Here is a 21,706-nt window from a genome sequence, read left to right as displayed (position 1 = left end):
ATTTGCCACATACTAATAATAGTTCTATTTAAACCTTGTCTTTACCTGAATCTAAATAACTCATCATCAAAATAAGCATCGGAACAAATAACTCTGATTGGAAATATTTTTCAACATTAAAGGTAATTACATTTAAGTCTCCTAATATGCAAAGCACTCCAAAAATAATTAAAAAGGCTCCCATTACATTTTTTAGATTTTTCATACAAGTTCACTTTTATTCCTTTTTAGTTCAACTTAATGATTAGTTTCAAATAGATCATTTTTATTTTCTGAACTACACTTATACCCTACATAAAACAGACCAAGTAGAATCGGATAGATTTCTGGATAAAACAAGGTATTGATCGGTTTTTTCAAAATCAAATACGTTACAATGTAGATAATGACTGACACGATAAAATATCCCTCAGCAAATCCCAATAAAAATTTTTTCATAGCAGACTCCTATTTATCTGACAAAAATGACAGAGTTTTTCCGCCATTCACACGGACAAAATCCTTTTCATTCAGATTCATCATTTATAGTTTGGATTATATTTTGACAAATCCTTGCAAAAAATCCCAAAATAGCCTGAGGCAATCAATCCAACTAAATACCATTTCCAATCAAAGGATAATAAAGAACCTGTACGAATTACATGAAGCACGAGATTGAGACCTATTGCCACCAAAGGAACTATGGCAACAATGTATTGAGATCAGTGTTGCGATTGTTCATTATCTAACGCCCACGACGAGCAAAATCTGAACCAAATTTGTAACCAGCATTAAAAATTTGTACAGCAGCATTCAGTACTCCTGCAATCCCAACTGCTTCCGCAAGACCAAAACCACCTTTTGTTCTCACTAATTCATCGTCAGATAATTGATAAAATTGTTCTAAGTTCATGTTCATCATTACTCCTTTGTATTATATTTTATTGCTATATAAATGATTAAAATGAGTATTGGATAGGTAAATACTTCTGAAATATCCATAAAATTTACACTATACTGTCCAGGTAATATTTTATAGTCAATTAAAATTTGAACAATAGTAAAAATAATACGTAGCGATAACAATACCCCTAATAATATCACTTCTTTTTTTAAAAACATAGAAATGCCTCTCTGACTACAATCAGATTATGGTCTATTTGCATAATACCCCAAAGCTGCTCCTCCAGCAAAAAGCGCTGTTGCTCCACCTGCTACTGCCGCACCTACCTTCCAAATAGATACTCCAGCGAGTACAAGAGGCAGTGCTCCCCCATCCACTTCCATCAGCTCTTCTTCCGTAAGAGCTGCAAAGTTCTGTTCCATTTTGTCAAAGTTTGTCATTTGTTTTCTCCTTTATTTTTATAGTTTTTTGTTTGTGATTTTTAACCTTTAAACCATTTTAAAAGCCAAATTGGATAAATAACTGAAATAATCATTTCTATTCTCCTTCCTTTTCTTCTCACTTATCTATTCAAGAAATCATTTTAAAATGAATGAATAAATTTAATTTATTTAAAATACCATTTGATAAACCATGGAAGTAAAATTGGTAAATACATTAATCAAACTCCTTTCCTATTCTTCTTACTTATCTATTCGATAAAATAATTTTAAAATAAACAACTAAGTCAAATTTATTTTAAAAACCACTTGATCAACCACGGATAAAGACCTGTCACATACATCAGCAATCCTCCTTTTTTGTTCTCATCTTTTTATTCGTAAACTCGACTATAAAACTTCAAAATCTTATCTTTTTTCGAGAAACAAAAAAACAACATGACTTGCATGTTGCTTTATGTTAGATTTTATCTTTAATGGCTTTCAATACATCTGCTACACTTTGGAGGTGGTCGATTTCTTCATCACTAATTTCGATTCCGAATTCATCCTCAATGGTTAGTACGAATTCCATCAAATCTACCGAATCAGCATCTAAATCATCCTTCAAACTCAAGGCTTCTGTTACTACGAAGTCTTCCCCTTGACGTTCTTGGATAATGGTCACGACACGGTCAAAAATTTCTTTATCTGTCATATATATTATTCTCCTGAAAATTCACGCGCAGTTTGAGCAACTACGTCTGTTTCTAGCATAGTACGAATCTGACGAATCGTACTATACACAGCCTTGGCATCACTTGAGCCATGAGTCTTAACAACCGGCGCCTTAACACCAAACAAGACGGCCCCCCCAACATCTGAATAGTTGAGTTGCTTTTTCAAACCTCTAAGACTATCCTTAAGAAGAAGAGCACCAAGTTTTGCTCGAAGTCCACCACCTGTAATAGCATTTTTAAGCAAGCCCATGATTCCCATGGCTGTTCCTTCGATGGATTTTAGCACAGCGTTTCCCGTGAAACCGTCTGCCACGACAACATCTGCAACACCCTCCATCAAATCACGCGCTTCCACATTACCGACAAAGTTCAAACTCTCATCAGCTGCTAGCAAGTCATAAGTTTCCTTGCGAAGCGGGTCGCCCTTACTACTCTCTGTCCCGTTATTAAGCAAACCAACTCGTGGTTTTGCAATTCCACGAACATTTTTAGCATAGAAAGAACCTAAGATGGCGTATTGATGCAGGTGATGGGCTGTGTTTTCTGCATTGGCACCGAGGTCTAGCATGTCAAATCCTTTTCCATCAACTGTTGGTAAGGTTGACATAAGCCCTGGACGATCGATATTCTTGATGCGACCAACGATGAAAAATCCTGCCGCAAGCAAAGCACCCGTATTCCCTGCTGATAGCACGGCATCAGCCTCACCATCTTTGACAGCTTTAGCAGCCAATACCATACTGGCATTTTTCTTCTTACGGATGGCTTTTGTCGGTTCATCATCCGAATCAATTTTTTCATCTGTATGGATAATGCTGACGCGTTCTGTAGCTGTTAGATATTGCTTGATTTTGCTTTCGTCTCCGTAAAGTTGAATTTCAATATCTGAAAAGTCAGCAAGAGCTTGATTGACACCCTCAACGATGGCTTGAGGTGCGTAATCGCCACCCATTGCGTCTACTGCGATTTTTTTCATTTGTCTTCCTCTTTTAGTAATTGTCCCCAATCAGCTAGGGAATCAATAAATTTCTTTGATTTTAGGTGAATTCCGACGTACTCTTCATAAATTTGATCCATGAACTGACGCAATTCTTGCTTGATTTCAGACTTGAGAGAAATAGTCTCTAAAGTCTCAAAGTTGATAGCTTGAAATTGATTGAGCAAATAGGGAATGTTTGGATTCAGATGACAACGTTTCTCGTCCTTATGGTAATGCTCAGGACATAAGCAAGCACCATATTTGAAAGAAAAATCAAAGGCCTGACCCACCCGATGGCAAAAAACACACTCATTAAAATTAAGACTAATTCCAAAACGGGTCAAGATCTGAATTTCAAAAATATTGGTCAAAACTTGATAATCTAGCCCCTCTTCCATCAACTCTAAAGTCTTTTGTAAAAAAGCAAACAAGGGAGCATCTTGGTGATTGTCCTGCAAACTAGCATCTGCCAAAGCTGCCACATAGGTCGCATAGGCCATGACAAAGAGATCACTATTGATTTTTGGAAAGGTCATCACCTCATGATAGTCTTCAATATAACTAAGTCCATCATCATTGATTCGCAAAAGAAAACGAGCCAGCACCAAAGGTTGAATAACTGGAGCCAGTTTAGACTGACCGGCATGTTTGACAAAAAACATCCGCTTGCCGACCTGCTCTGTAAAAATCTTGACTAGCTTGTCATCCTCACGAAAATTACGATTGTAGAGCACCAACCCCTGACTCGTAATAGACTGAATCATGCTTCTCTCATGTACTCCTCAAGACGTTTCATAGCTTCTCTGATGATTTCCATGCTAGCTGCATAAGACAAGCGCACATAACCTTCTCCATATTGACCAAAAGCTGCACCAGGGATAAAGGCAACAGCCTTCTTGTGAGCAAAATCTTTTAGAAAAGCAAACGAATCTTGATTGTAGCCTGTTGGAATCTTAGCAAAGATATAAAAGGCACCGTCTGGTTTGATAATCTCAAAACCAAGATTAGTCATTTTCTCGATAATGTAGTCCCGACGTTGGATATACTCTTTCTTCATAGGTTCTGCATCATCTTTACCAGCTGTTAAGGCTTCTACTGCAGCATGTTGAGCCATAGTATTTGCAGCAGTTACCAAATACTGGTGACTCTTGATTAACTGAGCTGTGAAGTTTGCTGGTGCGAAGATAAAGCCTAAACGCCAACCTGTCATAGCATGTGATTTGGATAGACCGTTAATGATAATGGCCTGATCTCTCAGCATTGTTCCCAAAGAGACATGATTTTCCCCTGTATAGGTTAATTCTGAGTAGACCTCATCACAGACAACGAAAACCTCATACTTACGTAAAACGTCTGCCAAGGCTTCCAACTGTTCGCGACTATAAGTAATTCCTGTAGGATTAGCTGGATAGTTGAGAATGACTGCCTTGAGCTTGTCACCCTGCTCCAGAATTGCCTTCTCCAGCATTTCAGGAGTTAAGACAAAACCGTTCTCAGTCGTATCAATCTCGACAATCTCTGCACCAACTAGATTAACAATTGGTTCATAACCAGGATAGGCAGGAGCTGGCAAGAGAACCTTGTCACCCTCTTCTAAAATAGCTGTCAAAGTAGCTGATAGAGCCTCTGTCGCACCAATTGTGACCAAGATTTCATTCTCTGGATTATAGTCTAGCTGGTATTTTTCTCTTACAAAATCACTAGCTGCCTGGCGCAAGGTCAACAAACCACTCATCCCTGTATAGTAGGATTGATTTTGGTCAATAGCTCGCTTAGCCGCCTCCTTGACATGGTCTGGAGTTGTAAAGTCAGGCTCTCCCAATGTCAGACGTAGAACCCCAGGAATCTTTGAAATAGCCTGGTCAAACTGACGAATCAAGGAAACTTGAATCTTATCTAATTGTTTATTAAATCGCTTGGTTAAGTCCATAGATACCCTCCTTGCTTAAAGAACATATGTCTATTATACTACAAAAGCTCTCTGACCGCAAAATCACACTAGCATAAGCAACTGATGTATGTTCATTTAAATTCATTACAACACTATGTTTTTAGAATCCTCAATGAAAATCTCATGAAACTAGGAATCGAGGTGAAAGCATAACTAAAGTTAGGTAAGTCGAAGATGACAACGTATTAGGAGATTTTCGACGAGTATTGAGAAGTTGCGTAAGGAAATAAATCGGATAGGAATCAATATAAATCAGGTCACAAAAAAAGTAAACGAAGATAATCAGGCTAGTCTAAATGAATTTAGTCAGATTCTTGAATTTCAGAAACATTTGAAAGATACAGTCAGACAATTTATTCAAAAACAAGAAAATCAAACAAAGGTACAGGACAGATGGTTGTAATAAGAATTATTGTCGATATTCTCTCTTATTTATCCTAAACTTATAACTAAGGATAAGATGATGTCGGGTGACTGGTAACAGTTTGCTTAAATGTTACCGATAATTCAGCTTCAGGTTCGGCACTACCTTCAGCTTTAGGCTGTAAAGAACCCGCTCCACCACTGGTCCTATTCGTTTCACTCTTGGAGTATATTCAAGAATTTTTTTCTTGCAAAAAAAGTTCAAAAAATATATACTGGATATACACGATATAGAACGGAGATATACCATGACTACATCACTTGTTAAGCAATACAATTTTAAAATCAATGAGTTAGCAATGGAACAAGCTAGAGCCATTATCAAGGAAAAAGGAATGACCATGACGGATGCTATCACTCTTTTTATAGAGCAGATTGTCCTCGAACAGGACTTGCCAATCAAGACTGCAGAAGATTTACACCGTGAACAGTTGATTGAGGAATTACAAGCTCAATCCGAACGAGCCTTAAGAGAATATGAAGCAGGAAAAGGGACTTCCCTAGACAGTATGAGGGCACGCTATGACTTATAAAGTAATTATTTCTGATGAAGTGAGCCAAGCTATTGACAGTATCCATGATTACATCACTACTGTTCTTTTATCACCTCAGTCTGCTAAAAATACTGTGAGTAAAATTTTAGATGGCTTAAAAAGTTTAGAAGTCTTTCCTGAGGCTGGTTTTGACGCCGATGAAAAAATTGGTGTAAAGATTAATAGTAAGTACCCTACACGAGGAAAAATTATCGGTCAGTATGTCTTACTCTACTTCATCGACCAAAAACGAAACACTGTTTTTTTATCTCACCTATTCCACATAAAAAGCGACTACGTCACTTTGCTACAAAATGGTACTTAAAAAAGCTCAACTGATTGAGACATTTTTCTTTATTTTATAAGCTCCGAAACCTTAATTTTTGGTACCGTCTTGGTTTAACAGTACGCTGTATATAATATTTTACAACTACTTTTCCTTTAGAAACGTTGATTTAATAAGTATTTAAATATTATAGAGTATACTTTTGTAATATATTGGTTTTTCCAATCTTCGTTACAACTATTCTAGCACCATTATTGATTACTAGATCGGTAATGTCATTTCTGAGTGGATAGTCAGAAAGTGGCTAGACAAGCGCGACAAAAAAATATAACCTGAGTTTAGTTTTAATATGACTAGACAAACAGAAATACCAGAGGTGGAGCTCTGGTATTTCTGTTTTTGCCAAGACTTCGTTACAGTTCTTGTACAGCTAATATCACATAAATTTGAGAAACTTGTCAAATAATTATTTAACTTTACTTTCTCTTTACTTTTCTTCGAGACAAGACTATAATAAGAAGTGCTTATTTTCGGAGGTTTTTATGTCATTTCTATCAAAAAATGGGACAGGATTGTTAGCCTGTCTTATCATTTCCATCATCTCTTGGACCTTAGGGAGCTTCTTGCCTGTTGTCGGGGCACCTGTCTTTGCCATCTTTATTGGCATGATTCTCCACCCCTTTCTCACTTCCTATAAACAACTGGATGCTGGTTTAACTTACAGCTCTAAAAAATTACTCCAGTACGCTGTCATCTTGCTTGGGTTTGGACTCAATATCTCTCAAGTTTTTGCAGTAGGAAAATCTTCGCTCCCTGTCATTCTATCCACCATTTCTATAGCCTTGATTGTTGCCTATCTCTTCCAGCGCTTTTTTGACCTAGATACAAAGCTAGCTACCTTGATCGGTGTTGGTTCCTCTATCTGTGGCGGTTCTGCCATTGCTGCGACAGCTCCCGTCATCCATGCCAAGGAAAAGGAAGTCGCCCAAGCCATTTCCGTTATCTTTTTCTTCAATGTCCTGGCCGCACTTATTTTCCCAACCCTAGGAACCTGGCTTCACCTATCAAACGAGGGTTTCTCCCTCTTTGCAGGAACTGCGGTCAATGATACTTCCTCTGTAACAGCCACTGCCAGCGCCTGGGATAGTCTTTACCAGTCCAATACTCTCGAAGCTGCCACCATTGTCAAATTGACCCGTACTCTAGCTATTATCCCTATCACTCTCTTCCTCTCTTACTGGCAAAGTCGTCAACAAGGAAACAACCAAGGGGTAAAACTTAAAAAAATCTTCCCTGTTTTCATTCTCTACTTCATCCTAGCTTCTCTGCTAACCACCGTCCTTACTTCCTTCGGTGTCAGTAGTAGCTTCTTCGCACCTCTCAAACAACTGTCTAAATTCCTCATCATCATGGCCATGAGCGCTATCGGCCTCAAAACTAATCTCATTGCTATGATTAAGTCCAGCGGTAAATCCATTCTTCTTGGTGCCCTCTGCTGGATTGCCATTATCCTGACTAGTCTCGGTATGCAAACGCTCATCGGTATTTTCTAATACTCTTCGAAAATCTCTTCAAACCACGTCAACGTCGCCTTGGATTATATATGTGACTGACTTCGTCAGTCTTATCTACAACCTCAAAACAGTGTTTTGAGCAGCCTGCGGCTAGTTTGCTCTTTGATTTTCATTGAGTATAACACAAAAGGTAGCCCTCAAGCTACCTTTTTATTGTTCAAGAATTAAGCGTGTATGTTCTCTCTTAATACAACGGTTCATCACGATATCATCGCAACCTCCAGCACGCAAGATTTCTTCCGCTTCTAGACTTTCAAGTCCTAGTTGCGCCCAGAAAATCTTAGCATCAGCCTTGAGAAAATCTCGTGCCACATCTGGTAGAAACTCACTACGACGATAGACATTAACGATATCTACAGGGAAAGGAATCTCAGCTAGACTGGCATAAGCCTTTTCTCCCAAGATTTCCCCACCTGCAGCCTTAGGGTTTACTGGTATGATTTTATAGCCACGAGCCTGCATTTCCTTTGTCACTCTATTGCTAGTTGTCTCCTCACGGTCAGACAAGCCCACTACTGCTAGAGTTTTACTGGTTTCTAGATACTGACGAATTACGCCATCACTTGGATTGATAAATTCTTGAGTCATAAAAATCCTCCTTTTTCATCAGTATAGCATATTTTGAAAGGGTTTGCAGAAATTTACTATAAAATCAAAAAATCCTCCCAAAATTAAACTATTTCATTTAATTTGAGGAGGATTCATAAAGATCTTATTTAAAGATTATTCTCTTGTTGGTTTATACTGAAGACTTTCTCCATGTTGTTTGACAAAGTCACTCATCTCTGAGTCAGGAATTTGTCGAAGGTAGAGATTGGCACGAATCGTATCATCTTCTTCACGACAAGTAGAAAGAACAAGATATTTATCCTTAGCTGATACCTTAACATTTGGTTTCTTAACCTCTGCAGTATCATAAATAATGCCTAGCTGTTTCTCGAAATCCTTATCATCATCAAAAGAAGTACGGTAAAAAGCTGTTTCTTCTGGAACAATAATCATAGCAACAGCTTCATAATAATACTTTCTCTCTGGAGTTTCAATGACAACATAAGGGTGTGCATCAAAATATTCTTGGCGACTGAAGTAATTTACATCTTTAAACATACGGTGGTCAACCACTTTACTACCACGAGCATGACCAAATAACCAAGTCAATCGATCGCTAAAGTCCTTCTTGTTATCGGCGTCCATAAAGACTGTCCCCATTAAGGGCTCGTTAACGCCATCAAAGCGCTTATCTAAATAAGTCGCATTATCCGTTGTTTGAACAACTGGTTCATCCAACTGTGTACCAGGAATATAGACATAACCAACTGTTTCAGAGTTTGTTGCGAGCAAGCCTTTAAATTTATTAGCAAGATATTCCTTTTCTTCATCACTAGCAATATAAGTTTGTTCTGATTTTATCTTATCTCCACTTGGTGCTAAGAAACTTTTATAGATAAAAAAGCCTCCCAAAGCAACGACAGCTACTGCAACGATTGAAGCAATTATTTTAGTAATTGATGATTTCTTTGTCGTAGAACGTCTACTCATCTTTTCCTCCCTCATTTTTTACCAAAAAAATCACTGAAACCAAGTTTCAGTGATTGGCTACTTTTTAAATAAAATTATTTAGCAGCGTGTGTTTTTGGAAGGGCTTTTTGACCTGCTTTAGCATTTGCGCCTGCTTTAGCATTTACACCTGCTTTTTTAGCAGCTTCGTCTGCTTTTTTAGCTTGGTCTTTAGCACCTGGTTTACCATCTTCTGGTTTAGTTGCAGCTTGGTCTGCTGCTGCTTGGGCAGCTGACGCAGCTGTACCTTGTGCTACTTGGTCATCAGCGATACGTTGTTCATTTGTACGGTTAGCTTCTACACCTGACTCATTGTAGTAGTTTCCTTGTGCTTGTGCAGCTGCAATGTAAACTTCTTCAAAATGTTTACGATATTTATTTGTTACAGTAGTAACTGCTTCTTTCAAAGCTTTATCATAAGCTTTTTGAGCAGCATTAACATTTTCTTGCAATTGTTCACGTTTTGCAGCTACAGCTTGGCTGTTTCCACCTTGGAATTCAACATCAGATTCTTTTAAAGAAGCACCATCTCCTTTATAACTATCCTTGAGTTTTGCGTAAGAATAATCTGATAATTTTGCCAATTCAGCTTTAGCTGTTTCAAGTGCTTTAGCATATCCTTCTACACTAGCTTCTGCTTCTGCTTGAATGTCAGCTGCATGAAGTTCAACTTGTCTTTGAGCTTCATCTGCTGCATCACGCCAAGAAACATATTTCTTTTGGATCAATTGGTTAGAAGCATTTGGGTTTTCACCTTGTGCAAAAACTGGAGCTGCTGCAGAGAATACTGCAAGAACTGCTGCTGATGTCAATAAAACTTTCTTCATGTTTTATCTCCTCTTTAATTTTAATTTTAATTATAAGGATAACCTTTATTACCTCAAATTATATCACATATATTTGAGTTGTCAAGCTTTTTCTTAAAGTATTTTTAAAATTTCTGGTAAAAAACGAGTAAAATTTATTATATTCTTAAAAAACAAGCAATATTCTCGAAAGATTAAGGAAAAAAATGGACTAAAAAACGAACAATTAGTGAAATTTTCACATTTTTCTGATCTAATTAAGAAAACTCCCAACAAGGTCTATCACTTTGTTAGGAGTTTTATCTGATCCAACGAATTCGTTAGATTTTTTTCTCAATACTAAATAATGGAGATAGAGGACGTTTTTCATGGATACGGATGATAGCATCTGCCAAGAGATGAGCGATAGAGATTTGCTCAATCTTATCAATCAAACGTTCTTCTGGTAGGTAGATAGTATCCAAAACAACTAATTTTTTAATAGCTGATTTTTGGATATTATCCATAGCAGGCCCTGAAAGAACTGGGTGCGTACAGCTTGCGTAAACTTCGATAGCACCAGCTTCTGCAAGAGCATCCGCCGCATGGCAAATAGTTCCAGCTGTATCGATCATATCGTCAATCAAGATACAAGTCTTGCCTTCTACCTTACCAATGATGTTCATCACTTCACTGGTATTCATCTTGTCCACGCTACGACGTTTATCAATAATGGCAATCGGAGTTTTCAAAAACTCTGCCAATTTACGAGCACGAGTCACCCCACCATGGTCTGGACTGACAACCACATAGTCAGAACCAACCATGCCACGACGCTCAAAGTAGTCTGCAATTAAAGGAGCACCCATCAAGTGATCGACAGGAATATCAAAAAATCCCTGAATCTGTGCAGCATGCAAGTCAATCGTCAACAAACGATCCACTCCAGCCACTTCTAGCATATTTGCTACAAGTTTTGAAGTGATTGGCTCACGCGCTCTCGCTTTTCTATCCTGACGTGCATAGCCATAGTAAGGCATAACAACGTTGACAGATTCTGCACTGGCGCGTTTCAAAGCATCTACCATAATCAAAATTTCTAGCAGATTGTCATTTACAGGTGAGCTAGTTGATTGTAGGATAAAGACGTGTTTCCCACGGATCGATTCTTCGATATTAACTTGAATTTCTCCATCTGAAAATTGACGTACAGTCGATTTTCCCAACTCTATCCCAATCTCTTGCGCCACACGCTCTGCCAATTCTCTATTTGAAGAAAGGGCAAACAGCTTTAAATCAGAAAAAGACATGATTTCCTCCAGTATTTATGTATCACTTGTGTTTTTTCACAACATTTTTCCAACTACCATTGTAGCGCTTTTTTCTTGATTTTTCAATAAAAAATAAGACAAGAATGGACATTTATCCCCTTGTCTTGTTCTCATTTACATTCCTTATATTCAAGCTGAAATGTGACAACTTAGACATTCTATCTCATAGGAAGATAGGAACTCACAAATGAAAAGTTAGTATACCTCTCTCATACTTCCTGTATCCACATCATAAACAGCCCCTGAAATAACCACATCATCTGGAATCAATGGGCATTCTCGAAGTAACTGCATATCCTCACGAACACTCTCCTCAACATCTTGAAATGGGAGAAAATCTTGACCTGAGACATCAACCCCTAATTCTGTTTTTAAATGTTCTTGAAATTCTTCATTTTGAAATGTCTGAGCACCACAGTCTGTATGATGAAGAACTACAATCTCTCTTGTTCCCATTTGTTGCTGAGAAATCACGAGTGAGCGAATCATATCGTCTGTCACTCGACCGCCCGCATTCCGTAAAATGTGAGCATCTCCAAGTGCTAACCCCAAAGCTTGTGCAACGTGCAGACGTGAGTCCATACAAGTCACAATGGCTACTCTGGTTTTCGGCTTGATTGGCAGATTTAACTGCCCATGCAGGGCAACATAAGCCTGGTTGGCTTGCATAAACTGTTCAAAATACGACACGATTTCCCCCTTAAAAATTTGATAATCAAACATTTCTCCTATCTTATCATTTTTAAGAGTATTTGTCAGCTGTCAACCTCCCTATTAAAAAACCAGGACAGAAACATCCAGCTTCTAGCTTGGGTTTCTGCCCTAGTTTTTTTATTATTATGAACCTTTTTGAATATACTTGTTAAGAGAGCCTGCAAAGCTTTGAAGATTGAGACTTTGTACATAGACCTCACCAGTTCCTCGGAAGGTATTCACCACTCCTTCGCCTGTACCGATAGACTGCCAGAAGCCGTTTTCTAAGTGGATATGATAGTCCAAAGATTGACTCCAAGCCACCACATGGGCATTGTCAATAGTTATTTCTTGGTTTTGAAGCTCAATTTTCTTGATAGAGCCAAAAGCATTTGCCAAGAGAGTTCCCTGGCCTTGGGTAGTCATCACAAAGAGACCGCCTTGCCCTCCGAACAGAGCTTTACCAATAGACTGACTCTCCATAGTATAGGAAGCTGTACCATCAAGAGCTAGAAAAGCCCCATCATTCAATCGATACTGCTTTTCACCTAGTTCAAGAGCAATCACTTGACCAGGAGTATCTGGTGCTAAAGCAAGATGTCCGTTGTCAGACTCTGCAATAGCTTGAGTAATGAAAGTACTTTCACCAGAAACCATAGAACGTCCCACGGCTTTGACAAAACGTCCCAAACCAGAACCGCTGGCATTAAGTTGGGTATTGAGGCTGACATTAGGTGTGTGGTAAACCATGCTACCGCGCTGTATAAAGACTGTTTCTCCTTGGTTGAGCGATAACTCTACCAAAGGAAATTGTATTTGACTATCCATAGAAAATTTCATCAGAAATTCCTCCTTGTTTTTAATAAATATTGGCTATAAAGTGTTTTGCAATCTAAAACTGAGTAAGACTATTAGGAAAATACTTTTTTCAAGACTTCTCCGATAGTCGTCACTCCGATTACCTGAATTTCCTTGGGTGGAGTGATTCCTGTCAAGGAATTTTTCGGTACATAGATTTTTGTAAATCCAAGTTTAGCTGCTTCATTGATGCGCTGCTCGATACGATTTACACGCCGAATTTCTCCAGTCAAACCTAATTCTCCTACAAAACATTCCTGAGGATTGGTTGGCTTGTCCTTATAGCTCGAAGCTATAGCAACCGCAACTGCCAAATCAATAGCAGGCTCATCCAATTTGACACCACCAGCTGATTTGAGATAGGCATCCTGATTTTGGAGAAGCAAACCTGCCCGTTTCTCCAAAACAGCCATAATCAAGCTAGCACGATTGAAATCAAGGCCTGTCGTCGTACGCTTGGCATTTCCAAACATGGTCGGTGTTACCAAAGCCTGAACCTCCGCCAAAATCGGACGCGTCCCTTCCATAGTCACCACGATAGACGAACCAGTTGCTCCATCCAAACGCTCTTCTAGGAAAACTTGACTCGGATTGAGCACCTCAACCAAGCCACCTGATTGCATCTCAAAAATCCCAATTTCATTTGTCGAGCCAAAACGGTTCTTGACTGCTCTCAAGATACGAAAGGTATGGTGGCGTTCCCCTTCAAAGTAAAGAACCGTATCCACCATATGCTCCAACATACGAGGACCCGCCAAGGTTCCTTCCTTGGTCACATGCCCTACAATAAAGATGGCAATGTTATTGGTTTTGGCCAGCTGCATGAGTTCTGCAGTCACCTCACGCACCTGAGACACAGAACCTTGAACTCCAGAAATCTCAGGAGACATGATGGTCTGGATAGAGTCGATGATGAGAAAATCTGGCTGAATTCTCTCTATTTCTGCCCGTACACTCTGCATATTGGTCTCTGCATAGAGATAAAACTCGCTGTCAATATCACCTAAACGCTCTGCACGGAGTTTGATTTGCTGAGCAGACTCCTCCCCACTGACATAGAGAACCGTTCCCACATGAGATAACTGGGTTGATACTTGTAAGAGAAGGGTTGATTTCCCAATCCCTGGATCCCCACCGATAAGGACGAGACTTCCTGGTACCACACCCCCACCGAGTACACGGTTGAATTCCTCCATCTCAGTCTTGGTTCGATTGACATTAATAGAAGTTACTTCAGCCAATTTCATAGGCTTGGTTTTCTCACCTGTTAAGGACACACGCGCATTTTTGACCTCGGCAACCTCAACCTCTTCTACAAAGGAAGACCAAGATCCACAGTTAGGACAACGCCCCAGATATTTAGGGGAATTATATCCACAATTTTGACATACAAATGTCGCTTTTTTCTTTGCGATGATAAACCTCTTTCTAAATCTCTATCTCACATTCAATCACTTGGCAAAAATCAATCTTCTCGTCTGGTACAAATTGGCTCATGAGCATGCGATGGGCTACAACTACCACAGTTTGATGTTCCCGATACTTAGCCATGCATTCTAGAAAACGAGACTTCATCTCTACAGCTGTCTCATATTGAACAGGAGAATTTGGGAGCAACTCCCCCTTGTTTTCTAAAAACAGACATCTAGCTGTTTCAAAGTTCTCTATACCTGTTTCATAAACCTGCCATTCATGCAATAATGGCTCTACCCTCAAAGGAAGGCCAGTAGCACAGGATACATAAAAAGCCGTTTCTAAAGCTCGCGTCACTGCAGAAGACACCAGGATATCAGCTGAGCCAAACAAAGGATTTTTGCAAAGTTCCTGAGCTTGTTGTCTTCCTTTCTCAGATAAGGGTGCCAAATCTATCCCGAATCCAGTATAGGAACGCTCCTCTAACTCACGGTAATTTGGCTCCCCGTGACGGATAAAAATAATTTTCATATTAAGATCCCCATAAAACTATCCAATCTTGATTCCGTAATCTTGCCACTGCTTCAGTGTTTTAGAGAATTTCTTCTGGTTGGCAACTCCGACAGCAGACAAATCGACAGAAACCTGATAATTCTCCTTGGTAGCTGCCAAAACGGAAGCCTTAACACAGCCATTGCCATCTACCCCTATAAACTCTATGCTTTTAGCACCGTTTTCCTCTAAAAAATCTTTTAAATCTGGATTAGTAAAGCAAGAAGCCCGACGCTTCTCAAAGATACGAGAAGATACAAGCAGCAAGCCGGTCGCAAATTTCTTCTTTCTGTCTTTTCTCCCCCGTCAAGGACACACGCGCATTCTTGACCTCTGCAACCTCAACCTCCTCAACAAAAGAAGACCAAGACTCACAGTTTGGACAGCGCCCTAAATACTTGGGGGAATTATATTCACAATTTTGACACAAAAATGTCGCCTTTTTCTTTGCGATAATAAACCTCTTTCTATATCTCTATCTCACATTCAATCACTTGGCAAAAATCAATCTTCTCGTCTGGTACAAATTGGCGCATGAGCATTCCGTGAGTTACAATGATAATAGTTTTATAATTTTTATATTTTTCCAAAGCTTTTAAAAAACGATGACGCATCTCTAGATCAGTTTCATAGCGATAGGGAGAATCTTCAGATAAACCTCCTTGATGTTTTAGATAATATTCATGAGCTACCAATACACTAGTTAAATCAGAGTTAGTGCCATCTAAGTCTGGACGCCACTCATGAAAAAACGGCTCCACAAATAAGTCCAATCCTGTTTCAACTGCTATATAATGTGCTGTTTCTAAAGCCCTCGTCACAGACGATGAAATAATAATCTCTGCCTTTCCAAAACATGCAGTTTTAGCAGCTTCTTTTGCCAGACTGCGACCTTTTCCTGTCAATGGTGCTAAATCACGACCAAAACCACTATAGAGTTGCGGATTTTCAAGTTTATCAAGCATACTATAATCTGGCTCTCCATGACGTACAAAGATAATCTTCATCTTAGTGCCCAGTTGATCCAAACCCACCAGTACGAACTCCGTCTGCCTCATCTCCATCTGCGATTAAAAATGGTGCAAAGACAGCCTGAACCACACGTTCCCCAACTTCAAGAACAACCTCTTGGTCTGTAATATTCTTCATCTGTGCAAAGATATGTCCCTCATTCCCTGGATTGCCATAATAGTCTCCGTCAATGACACCCACAGAGTTAATCAAGACCAAACCTTTTTTACGAGGATTTGATGAACGGTCATAAAGATAGAGCACTTCAGTCGGCTGCATATAAGCCTTAACACCCGTTGGGACGAGGACGATTTCTCCTGGTGCAATGACTGTACGCTCCGCAACCTTTAAATCATAACCAGCCGCATGCGCTGTCTCACGCTTTGGTAGCAAATTTTCATCTGTAAAACTAGAAACTAGTTCAAAACCACGAATTTTCATAATCTTCTCTTTTCTATTATCGTTTATTCTAGGCTATTTTATCTTATTTATTCGAAAAAAGCACGAAAAATCCTCTATATGAAAAAAGAAAAGTGTCCTATCAAAAAGCAAACAATAAAATCATACAAAAAAATTTAAATATATTTCAAATGCCCCTTATTTTCTCTTTTATTAACAAACTCATTCCTATTTCGCCATACTTAAACTATTTTCTTTAAAGCACAAAAAAAGAGCACACAATTCACATCGCTTAGGGCTGCTGGATTCCTCCCCTGACCCGCTTCACGCAGAACTGTTGCTCCATTAGTTATTATACCACATTTCCAAAGATTTTAAAAGAGAAATTATTTTTTCCGTCGATTTCTGAAAAATTCCTGCATAATGCCTGCACATTCACTCTCTAAAATCCCTGTTTCAACCTCTACACGATGATTGAGGCGCTCATCTGTCAAAATATCATACAGACTTCCAGCTGCACCAAATTTCTGGTTTTTAGCTCCATAGACCACCTTTGGGATGCGAGCTAGCCCAATCGCCCCACTACACATAACGCAGGGCTCTATAGTAACAAAAAGTGTGCAATCCAACAAACGCCAGCTCTCTTCCCTTACATTAGCATTCTCTATGGCCATAATCTCCGCATGCATAACCGCACGTTGCAACTCCTCACGTGCATTGTGCCCCCGACCAATGATTTCTCCATCCTTTACAATTACACAACCAATTGGAATTTCATCATGCTCTAAAGCAATCTCCGCCTCCTTTAAGGCCTCTCTCATAAAAACTTCTTTTTCTTCAACTGTATAATCCATAGCTTCTCTCTTTTCACGCTTATCAATTCTATCATTATAGCATGTTTTCCTAGACAAAAAAAGAGCTCTATAATATTTGCAGTAACTAACTTTAGATATTATTCAATCTCTAGTTAGTAGAAATAATATTATAAAAAGAGTATAATACTGGCAAAATTAAGAGTAAAATTAGAAATCATGAACTGAGAGTAATGGAAACAATTGACACAGAATATCCAATTCTGTTAGAACATTTTTAATTATAACTCTCCAAAAAAAGAAAAAACTGAGATTTAAATAATAAACAAGATGAAAGGGTAAATAATGAAATTAGAATGTTTACAGGATGAACCAAAACTTACCTTGATGTTTCCATATAAAGATACATTTAATAGAGTAGGGGGACCATCCATGATATCTATATCTGTTATGATTCTCTGGATTCTGAAGCGTCTGATGACTTACAATACTGATTTTGCAGACAAGATTGTTATGGCAGTAGCGCTGATTTATGCTTCCCTCCTTATATGGTTTATGGGGTATTATCTCTTCATAAATGGAGTAAAATTAGAAATTTATAAAAACAATATTGTTCAGTATTATACCTATAGCAGTAGAGGCCACAGCCTATTACATTATCAATTTGGACTTCAAGATATCGAACAAATAACCATTAAAAAGCGTCCTTTTAATTGCGTAAAGTTAAGCATAAAAATTAGAAATCCTATTTGTGTAGCATTACATGGGAAAAAAATAAATAAGCTAAAAAGTGTCAGTATCATCACAGCTAAACTAAAGGCAGATGCTTTTATGCACGAAATACAGCAATTTCAAAGTGATAAATCAGATAATCAAGTAAGCTGATTCAGAAAAAAATTCAAGTTTGTCTAACTTACAAATTCTCAAGAAAATAGTTCACTGAAGAGGCTGGGATCAGAAATCCCAACCTCATTTTTTCTTAGTTATGCGCCTTTGATGTGATGGCAAATTGAACGATTTGTTGGTATTTGAGAATTCAAAAAGCTTCTTTTACCAAAACTTCTTTTCTCAATTCACAACTTTAAGCAATTTACCCAAATGTTGAAAACTCGTAGATCTGGGGCTACCAAATCAAGACTTAATCTAGAGACTTAATACCCACTGTTTTTTTCTTCAACTGAAAAAAAAAGCCACCGAATGCGGTGACTTTATAGGGAGATTATTATGAAAAAGAAAAGTTTAGGATATTTGTTACAACAAGTTAGGAGGTCTTCTTGTAACTGTCTATAGTATAGCTGAACTATCTTAAACAAATCTTAAAAAATCTCTTATGACCAAACACTTTCTAAAATATTTGTTTGTTCACGACCAGGACCTACTGAAAAAGTAGAGATACGAACGCCAACCAATTCGCTAACACGACGAACATAGTTACGTGCATTTTCAGGAAGGTCTTCCAAAGTACGTACTCCAGTGATATCTTCTGACCAACCAGGTAATTCTTCATAAATAGGTTTACAACGTTTCAATTGTTCAAGACTAGCTGGATAGTAGTCAATACGTTGACCATCAAGATCATAAGCTACACAGATTTTAACTGTATCCAAACCACTCAAAACATCGATAGAGTTCAAAGAAAGATTCGTAATTCCAGAAACACGGCGACTATGACGCATCACAACTGAGTCAAACCAACCTACACGACGTGGACGACCTGTTGTCGTACCATACTCATGACCTACTTCACGAATGCGTTCTCCCACTTCATCAAACAATTCAGTTGGGAAAGGCCCATCTCCTACACGACTTGTATAGGCCTTACATACACCTACAACCTTGTCAATCTTGCTTGGACCAACACCTGAACCGATCGTCACACCACCAGCAACAGGGTTTGATGACGTAACAAATGGATAAGTACCTTGGTCAATATCTAGCATGACACCTTGGGCACCTTCAAATAGGACACGTTTGCCATTATCAAGCGCATCATTTAAAATAACAGAAGTATCTGTGACATATTGCTTAATTTGTTGACCATACTCATAATATTCTTCAAAAATATCATCAATTGAAATAGGGTTACTATCGTACAATTTTTCAAACAAACGATTCTTCTCAGCAAGGTTACGTTCTAATCGCTCACGGAAAATATCTTTATCTAAAAGATCCGCAATACGGATTCCAACACGAGCAGCCTTATCCATATAAGCTGGTCCGATACCCTTGATAGTAGTACCAATCTTATTTTCACCCTTAGCTTCTTCTTGCAGACGGTCTAACTCGATGTGGTACGGCAAAATAACATGCGCACGATCAGAAATACGTAGATTATCTGTTGTAACACCTTCATCATGAAGATAGCTCAACTCTTTCACAAGTGACTTAGGATTTACAACCATCCCATTCCCAATGACAGAAATTTTTTCAGGGAAGAAAATTCCAGAAGGAATCAAGTGCAACTTAAATTTCTTTCCATCAATCACAATTGTGTGACCAGCATTATCACCACCTTGGTAACGCGCAATCACTTCTGCATTAGCTGAAAGGAAGTCTGTAATCTTCCCTTTACCTTCATCACCCCACTGGGTACCTACAACAACAACTGAAGTCATAATCTTGTCTGAGCCCTTAGGCTCTTCCTTTCTCACATACATGGCAGGAATCTCACCTACAATTATATCTTACAATTTATTATAATAAAGATTCTCAATTTTTTCAAGACCAAAGACCAGAAACATTAGGGAATTAGAGAAAATTAGAAAATTAATATTAAAAAAATATTGTAAATTTATATTATGAAAAGAAAAAACTATAAAATCGTTCGGAAATATGAAAATTATAAATTATCCCCCAACCCAGTCATTTGAAATCAATAGCTGTTCAATGTACAAACGGTAGCAAACTCTATAGTGGTAAGAAAATAAAGGATGCATAATATCAAACTTGTACCGAGCTAAATAATAGAGTAAAAATCGAAGATGAAAAACTTCCCATTCTAAATCATTATCTACTAAATAACTATATTCTTTTTCAATAACATCATAAAAATCAAGATATTGTTCATAAATCTGTTCAATCATTTTATTTAACTCCATTTCTATTGATAAAATGAGTATAACAAAAAAATAGAAGAACCTGGGAAGATACTTCTATCATGTACTATAATGAATATTCAAATAAATAACAGATAAAAAAATTAACAAATCAGGTGGACAATCCTACATTTCAAAAAAAGATCTAAAATTTCTGTAATGAAAAAAATACTGTAGGAATTATGCTAGTATACTTTATAATTCTAATTTGTAAAATTAAACTAGACAGAAAAAGCCATTTTTGTTAGGCTCAGATAAACTACCACATTTGTCTGATAGGAACTAACATAAATAACCTATATACATCTTACCACAAACGAACTCGTAATGATAAAGGCTTACTTTCAAGAAAACATAAAAGTTTTAGATATTGCGAACTCACTAGGAAGATCAAAACAGACAATCAACAATGTCATCAACTATCTGAAAGAGGGGCACTCTGCTTATGATTACTATAAGCGATATAAATTCAATAAGAATCGCTGTGGCAGGAATAAAACAAGTCTTTCGCAAGCAGAAAAAAACTTTATTCAAACTCATTTAGAAGCTGGAGCCTTGATATCATTAACAGAGCTCATCTAGATAGGATTTCTTGTTCTATGAGAACTCTCTATCGACTAGCAGACCGTGGTATTTTTAAGAAAGAGGACCTCCAGAAAAGCAAATGATCATAGCGAAAAACAAGGAAAACAAGCGTTTCGTAGAGATTTACGTTAGAGAGCAAACAGTTATCCCGATTTTAAGACGGAATTCGGTTATCTAAAAAGGGATACAATTGTGGGAGAAAAACACAAAAGTGCAGTTATTACCTTAGTAGAACGCTGTTCAAAACCATCATCGTACTGAAAACCAATGGACAGAAAGCAAGTGATATTGAGACTTCTATTAATCAATGGTTGTCTCAAGTCCCTAGCTACCTTTTTAAGTCTATAACTTTTGATTATTTTCTAATTGGAAATCTATTTCCAATGCGCATGACATTGATATTTTCTTTGCGGGTCCAGATTGTCCTGGTCAACGGGGGCTCAATGAACATTCTAATGGCTTATTAAGACAAAATGGACAACCGAAATAAATAGATTTTACTAATATTTCTGAACATTATTTATCAGCTATCGCTGATAAAAGAAATAGAATGCCTAGAAAATCTTTTAAGACCTATTAAAAGGAATAAAAATTACTTAAAAAAACTCAAATCTAACAAACTTATAAAAGATACTAAATATTAATAAAGAGCAAAATTAAAAAGGATCAAGATGACCCCTGAAAGATAAAAAAAAGACGTTCCTCGGAACGTCTACATACTCCGCCAGTAGGACTCGAACCTACGACATCATGATTAACAGTCATGCGCTACTACCAACTGAGCTATGGCGGATTAAAGCTAAGCGACTTCCTTATCTCACAGGGGG

26 protein-coding genes, 1 tRNA gene, 1 other RNA gene and 3 pseudogenes are annotated in these 21,706 nt (G+C 38.0%); 4 read left to right on the top strand and 27 right to left on the bottom strand.

Annotated elements, in window-relative coordinates; genetic code table 11:
• Window positions 1–28: 28 nt before the first annotated feature.
• The 10 genes and pseudogenes from HMPREF2619_RS11305 to HMPREF2619_RS00115 all read right to left on the bottom strand — a co-directional run bounded on the left by HMPREF2619_RS11305 (window position 29) and on the right by HMPREF2619_RS00115 (window position 4,951).
• Window positions 29–205 (bottom strand): hypothetical protein, encoded by a 177-nt coding sequence (locus tag HMPREF2619_RS11305; protein ID WP_186821471.1) that lies wholly within the window; start codon window positions 203–205, stop codon window positions 29–31.
• 32 nt (window positions 206–237) lie between these two features.
• A complete protein-coding gene (locus tag HMPREF2619_RS00150; protein ID WP_070457948.1) occupies window positions 238–438 on the bottom strand; it encodes a hypothetical protein in 201 nt (66 codons plus the stop codon).
• An 80-nt stretch (window positions 439–518) separates the two neighbouring features.
• Window positions 519–721, bottom strand: a pseudogene (locus HMPREF2619_RS11530) (bacteriocin immunity protein).
• 3 nt (window positions 722–724) lie between these two features.
• Entirely contained in the window at window positions 725–892 is a 168-nt protein-coding gene (locus HMPREF2619_RS00145; protein ID WP_186821470.1) for a class IIb bacteriocin, lactobin A/cerein 7B family, read from the bottom strand.
• 8 nt (window positions 893–900) lie between these two features.
• Window positions 901–1,101, bottom strand: coding sequence for a hypothetical protein (locus tag HMPREF2619_RS00140; RefSeq protein ID WP_045762498.1), 201 nt, complete (start codon window positions 1,099–1,101; stop codon window positions 901–903).
• Between the two features lie 27 nt (window positions 1,102–1,128).
• Window positions 1,129–1,323 carry a class IIb bacteriocin, lactobin A/cerein 7B family gene (locus HMPREF2619_RS00135; protein ID WP_045762497.1) on the bottom strand — a complete coding sequence of 65 codons (195 nt, stop codon included), beginning with the start codon at window positions 1,321–1,323 and terminating at the stop codon, window positions 1,129–1,131.
• A 460-nt stretch (window positions 1,324–1,783) separates the two neighbouring features.
• Window positions 1,784–2,020, bottom strand: a complete 237-nt coding sequence (locus HMPREF2619_RS00130) for an acyl carrier protein (protein WP_000130002.1) — start codon at window positions 2,018–2,020, stop codon at window positions 1,784–1,786.
• Between the two features lie 5 nt (window positions 2,021–2,025).
• Window positions 2,026–3,018 carry a phosphate acyltransferase PlsX gene (gene plsX / locus HMPREF2619_RS00125; RefSeq protein ID WP_049530048.1) on the bottom strand — a complete coding sequence of 331 codons (993 nt, stop codon included), beginning with the start codon at window positions 3,016–3,018 and terminating at the stop codon, window positions 2,026–2,028.
• A complete protein-coding gene (recO, locus tag HMPREF2619_RS00120; RefSeq protein WP_070457941.1) occupies window positions 3,015–3,785 on the bottom strand; it encodes a DNA repair protein RecO in 771 nt (256 codons plus the stop codon). The genes plsX and recO overlap by 4 nt, the downstream gene beginning before the upstream one ends.
• Window positions 3,782–4,951 (bottom strand): pyridoxal phosphate-dependent aminotransferase, encoded by a 1,170-nt coding sequence (locus HMPREF2619_RS00115; protein WP_070457939.1) that lies wholly within the window; start codon window positions 4,949–4,951, stop codon window positions 3,782–3,784. The genes recO and HMPREF2619_RS00115 overlap by 4 nt, the downstream gene beginning before the upstream one ends.
• Before the next feature lie 692 nt (window positions 4,952–5,643).
• Between HMPREF2619_RS00115 and HMPREF2619_RS00105 the strand changes: the two genes are divergently transcribed.
• The 3 genes from HMPREF2619_RS00105 (at window position 5,644) to HMPREF2619_RS00095 (ending at window position 7,767) form a co-directional block, all read left to right on the top strand.
• Window positions 5,644–5,928: a type II toxin-antitoxin system RelB/ParD family antitoxin gene (locus HMPREF2619_RS00105; protein ID WP_070457933.1), complete on the top strand. Its 285-nt coding sequence runs from the start codon at window positions 5,644–5,646 to the stop codon at window positions 5,926–5,928.
• Window positions 5,918–6,253 (top strand): type II toxin-antitoxin system RelE/ParE family toxin, encoded by a 336-nt coding sequence (locus HMPREF2619_RS00100; RefSeq protein WP_070457930.1) that lies wholly within the window; start codon window positions 5,918–5,920, stop codon window positions 6,251–6,253. The genes HMPREF2619_RS00105 and HMPREF2619_RS00100 overlap by 11 nt, the downstream gene beginning before the upstream one ends.
• A 503-nt stretch (window positions 6,254–6,756) precedes the next feature.
• Window positions 6,757–7,767 (top strand): YeiH family protein, encoded by a 1,011-nt coding sequence (locus tag HMPREF2619_RS00095; RefSeq protein WP_070457926.1) that lies wholly within the window; start codon window positions 6,757–6,759, stop codon window positions 7,765–7,767.
• A gap of 171 nt (window positions 7,768–7,938) precedes the next feature.
• Here HMPREF2619_RS00095 and HMPREF2619_RS00090 read toward each other — a convergent pair whose 3' ends face one another.
• The 14 genes and pseudogenes from HMPREF2619_RS00090 to tadA form a co-directional block, all read right to left on the bottom strand.
• Window positions 7,939–8,376, bottom strand: a complete 438-nt coding sequence (locus HMPREF2619_RS00090) for a CoA-binding protein (RefSeq protein ID WP_070457923.1) — start codon at window positions 8,374–8,376, stop codon at window positions 7,939–7,941.
• 135 nt (window positions 8,377–8,511) lie between these two features.
• Entirely contained in the window at window positions 8,512–9,327 is an 816-nt protein-coding gene (srtB, locus tag HMPREF2619_RS00085) for a class B sortase, LPKTxAVK-specific (RefSeq protein ID WP_070457918.1), read from the bottom strand.
• 74 nt (window positions 9,328–9,401) lie between these two features.
• On the bottom strand, window positions 9,402–10,172 hold the full coding sequence (locus HMPREF2619_RS00080) for an LPKTxAVK-anchored surface protein (protein ID WP_070457915.1): 771 nt from the start codon (window positions 10,170–10,172) through the stop codon (window positions 9,402–9,404).
• Window positions 10,173–10,471: 299 nt separating this feature from the next.
• A complete protein-coding gene (locus HMPREF2619_RS00075; RefSeq protein ID WP_070457912.1) occupies window positions 10,472–11,440 on the bottom strand; it encodes a ribose-phosphate diphosphokinase in 969 nt (322 codons plus the stop codon).
• 216 nt (window positions 11,441–11,656) lie between these two features.
• The gene (locus HMPREF2619_RS00070) at window positions 11,657–12,151 is read right to left on the bottom strand and encodes a beta-class carbonic anhydrase (protein WP_006147430.1); all 495 of its coding nucleotides are present in this window, start codon (window positions 12,149–12,151) and stop codon (window positions 11,657–11,659) included.
• Window positions 12,152–12,298: 147 nt separating this feature from the next.
• A complete protein-coding gene (locus HMPREF2619_RS00065; RefSeq protein ID WP_070457909.1) occupies window positions 12,299–12,994 on the bottom strand; it encodes a TIGR00266 family protein in 696 nt (231 codons plus the stop codon).
• Between the two features lie 71 nt (window positions 12,995–13,065).
• Entirely contained in the window at window positions 13,066–14,430 is a 1,365-nt protein-coding gene (radA, locus tag HMPREF2619_RS00060; protein WP_148130343.1) for a DNA repair protein RadA, read from the bottom strand.
• Window positions 14,431–14,440: 10 nt separating this feature from the next.
• The gene (locus HMPREF2619_RS00055) at window positions 14,441–14,956 is read right to left on the bottom strand and encodes a histidine phosphatase family protein (protein WP_070457906.1); all 516 of its coding nucleotides are present in this window, start codon (window positions 14,954–14,956) and stop codon (window positions 14,441–14,443) included.
• Between the two features lie 18 nt (window positions 14,957–14,974).
• Window positions 14,975–15,277: pseudogene (locus HMPREF2619_RS00050) on the bottom strand (isochorismatase family protein); the annotation flags it as partial.
• Window positions 15,273–15,434: pseudogene (locus HMPREF2619_RS11085) on the bottom strand (DNA repair protein RadA); the annotation flags it as partial. The pseudogenes HMPREF2619_RS11085 and HMPREF2619_RS00050, both read right to left, overlap by 5 nt.
• 10 nt (window positions 15,435–15,444) lie before the next feature.
• Window positions 15,445–15,984, bottom strand: coding sequence for a histidine phosphatase family protein (locus tag HMPREF2619_RS00045; protein ID WP_070457903.1), 540 nt, complete (start codon window positions 15,982–15,984; stop codon window positions 15,445–15,447).
• 1 nt (window position 15,985) lies between these two features.
• On the bottom strand, window positions 15,986–16,429 hold the full coding sequence (locus HMPREF2619_RS00040) for a dUTP diphosphatase (protein WP_000701981.1): 444 nt from the start codon (window positions 16,427–16,429) through the stop codon (window positions 15,986–15,988).
• Window positions 16,430–16,643: 214 nt separating this feature from the next.
• An RNA gene (gene ffs / locus HMPREF2619_RS00035) (signal recognition particle sRNA small type) lies at window positions 16,644–16,741 on the bottom strand.
• A gap of 32 nt (window positions 16,742–16,773) precedes the next feature.
• Entirely contained in the window at window positions 16,774–17,241 is a 468-nt protein-coding gene (tadA, locus tag HMPREF2619_RS00030; protein WP_070457900.1) for a tRNA adenosine(34) deaminase TadA, read from the bottom strand.
• A 303-nt stretch (window positions 17,242–17,544) separates the two neighbouring features.
• Between tadA and HMPREF2619_RS00025 the strand changes: the two genes are divergently transcribed.
• Window positions 17,545–18,084 carry a hypothetical protein gene (locus HMPREF2619_RS00025; RefSeq protein WP_070457897.1) on the top strand — a complete coding sequence of 180 codons (540 nt, stop codon included), beginning with the start codon at window positions 17,545–17,547 and terminating at the stop codon, window positions 18,082–18,084.
• Window positions 18,085–18,527: 443 nt separating this feature from the next.
• Here HMPREF2619_RS00025 and HMPREF2619_RS00020 read toward each other — a convergent pair whose 3' ends face one another.
• From HMPREF2619_RS00020 to HMPREF2619_RS00005, 3 genes are all read right to left on the bottom strand, one after another.
• Window positions 18,528–19,814, bottom strand: a complete 1,287-nt coding sequence (locus HMPREF2619_RS00020; RefSeq protein ID WP_070458011.1) for an adenylosuccinate synthase — start codon at window positions 19,812–19,814, stop codon at window positions 18,528–18,530.
• A gap of 231 nt (window positions 19,815–20,045) precedes the next feature.
• Entirely contained in the window at window positions 20,046–20,282 is a 237-nt protein-coding gene (gene comW / locus HMPREF2619_RS00015; protein ID WP_070457893.1) for a sigma(X)-activator ComW, read from the bottom strand.
• Window positions 20,283–21,598: 1,316 nt separating this feature from the next.
• Window positions 21,599–21,672, bottom strand: a tRNA-Asn gene (locus HMPREF2619_RS00005).
• Window positions 21,673–21,706 lie beyond the last annotated feature (34 nt).

Origin of the sequence: Streptococcus sp. HMSC074B11 (assembly GCF_001808705.1) — a bacterium.
Lineage (GTDB): Bacteria > Bacillota > Bacilli > Lactobacillales > Streptococcaceae > Streptococcus.
Note: the sequence above shows the minus strand (reverse complement) of the source record. Positions and strands in the feature narration are given on the sequence as shown.

Coding starts and splice junctions, on each gene's coding strand:
- HMPREF2619_RS11305 (WP_186821471.1), bottom strand. CDS start 205: ATGAAAAATCTAAAAAATGTAATGGGAGCCTTTTTAATTATTTTTGGA.
- HMPREF2619_RS00150 (WP_070457948.1), bottom strand. CDS start 438: ATGAAAAAATTTTTATTGGGATTTGCTGAGGGATATTTTATCGTGTCA.
- HMPREF2619_RS00145 (WP_186821470.1), bottom strand. CDS start 892: ATGAACTTAGAACAATTTTATCAATTATCTGACGATGAATTAGTGAGA.
- HMPREF2619_RS00140 (WP_045762498.1), bottom strand. CDS start 1,101: ATGTTTTTAAAAAAAGAAGTGATATTATTAGGGGTATTGTTATCGCTA.
- HMPREF2619_RS00135 (WP_045762497.1), bottom strand. CDS start 1,323: ATGACAAACTTTGACAAAATGGAACAGAACTTTGCAGCTCTTACGGAA.
- HMPREF2619_RS00130 (WP_000130002.1), bottom strand. CDS start 2,020: ATGACAGATAAAGAAATTTTTGACCGTGTCGTGACCATTATCCAAGAA.
- plsX (WP_049530048.1), bottom strand. CDS start 3,018: ATGAAAAAAATCGCAGTAGACGCAATGGGTGGCGATTACGCACCTCAA.
- recO (WP_070457941.1), bottom strand. CDS start 3,785: ATGATTCAGTCTATTACGAGTCAGGGGTTGGTGCTCTACAATCGTAAT.
- HMPREF2619_RS00115 (WP_070457939.1), bottom strand. CDS start 4,951: ATGGACTTAACCAAGCGATTTAATAAACAATTAGATAAGATTCAAGTT.
- HMPREF2619_RS00105 (WP_070457933.1), top strand. CDS start 5,644: ATGACTACATCACTTGTTAAGCAATACAATTTTAAAATCAATGAGTTA.
- HMPREF2619_RS00100 (WP_070457930.1), top strand. CDS start 5,918: ATGACTTATAAAGTAATTATTTCTGATGAAGTGAGCCAAGCTATTGAC.
- HMPREF2619_RS00095 (WP_070457926.1), top strand. CDS start 6,757: ATGTCATTTCTATCAAAAAATGGGACAGGATTGTTAGCCTGTCTTATC.
- HMPREF2619_RS00090 (WP_070457923.1), bottom strand. CDS start 8,376: ATGACTCAAGAATTTATCAATCCAAGTGATGGCGTAATTCGTCAGTAT.
- srtB (WP_070457918.1), bottom strand. CDS start 9,327: ATGAGTAGACGTTCTACGACAAAGAAATCATCAATTACTAAAATAATT.
- HMPREF2619_RS00080 (WP_070457915.1), bottom strand. CDS start 10,172: ATGAAGAAAGTTTTATTGACATCAGCAGCAGTTCTTGCAGTATTCTCT.
- HMPREF2619_RS00075 (WP_070457912.1), bottom strand. CDS start 11,440: ATGTCTTTTTCTGATTTAAAGCTGTTTGCCCTTTCTTCAAATAGAGAA.
- HMPREF2619_RS00065 (WP_070457909.1), bottom strand. CDS start 12,994: ATGAAATTTTCTATGGATAGTCAAATACAATTTCCTTTGGTAGAGTTA.
- HMPREF2619_RS00055 (WP_070457906.1), bottom strand. CDS start 14,956: ATGAAAATTATTTTTATCCGTCACGGGGAGCCAAATTACCGTGAGTTA.
- HMPREF2619_RS00045 (WP_070457903.1), bottom strand. CDS start 15,984: ATGAAGATTATCTTTGTACGTCATGGAGAGCCAGATTATAGTATGCTT.
- HMPREF2619_RS00040 (WP_000701981.1), bottom strand. CDS start 16,429: ATGAAAATTCGTGGTTTTGAACTAGTTTCTAGTTTTACAGATGAAAAT.
- tadA (WP_070457900.1), bottom strand. CDS start 17,241: ATGGATTATACAGTTGAAGAAAAAGAAGTTTTTATGAGAGAGGCCTTA.
- HMPREF2619_RS00025 (WP_070457897.1), top strand. CDS start 17,545: ATGAAATTAGAATGTTTACAGGATGAACCAAAACTTACCTTGATGTTT.
- HMPREF2619_RS00020 (WP_070458011.1), bottom strand. CDS start 19,814: ATGACTTCAGTTGTTGTTGTAGGTACCCAGTGGGGTGATGAAGGTAAA.
- comW (WP_070457893.1), bottom strand. CDS start 20,282: ATGATTGAACAGATTTATGAACAATATCTTGATTTTTATGATGTTATT.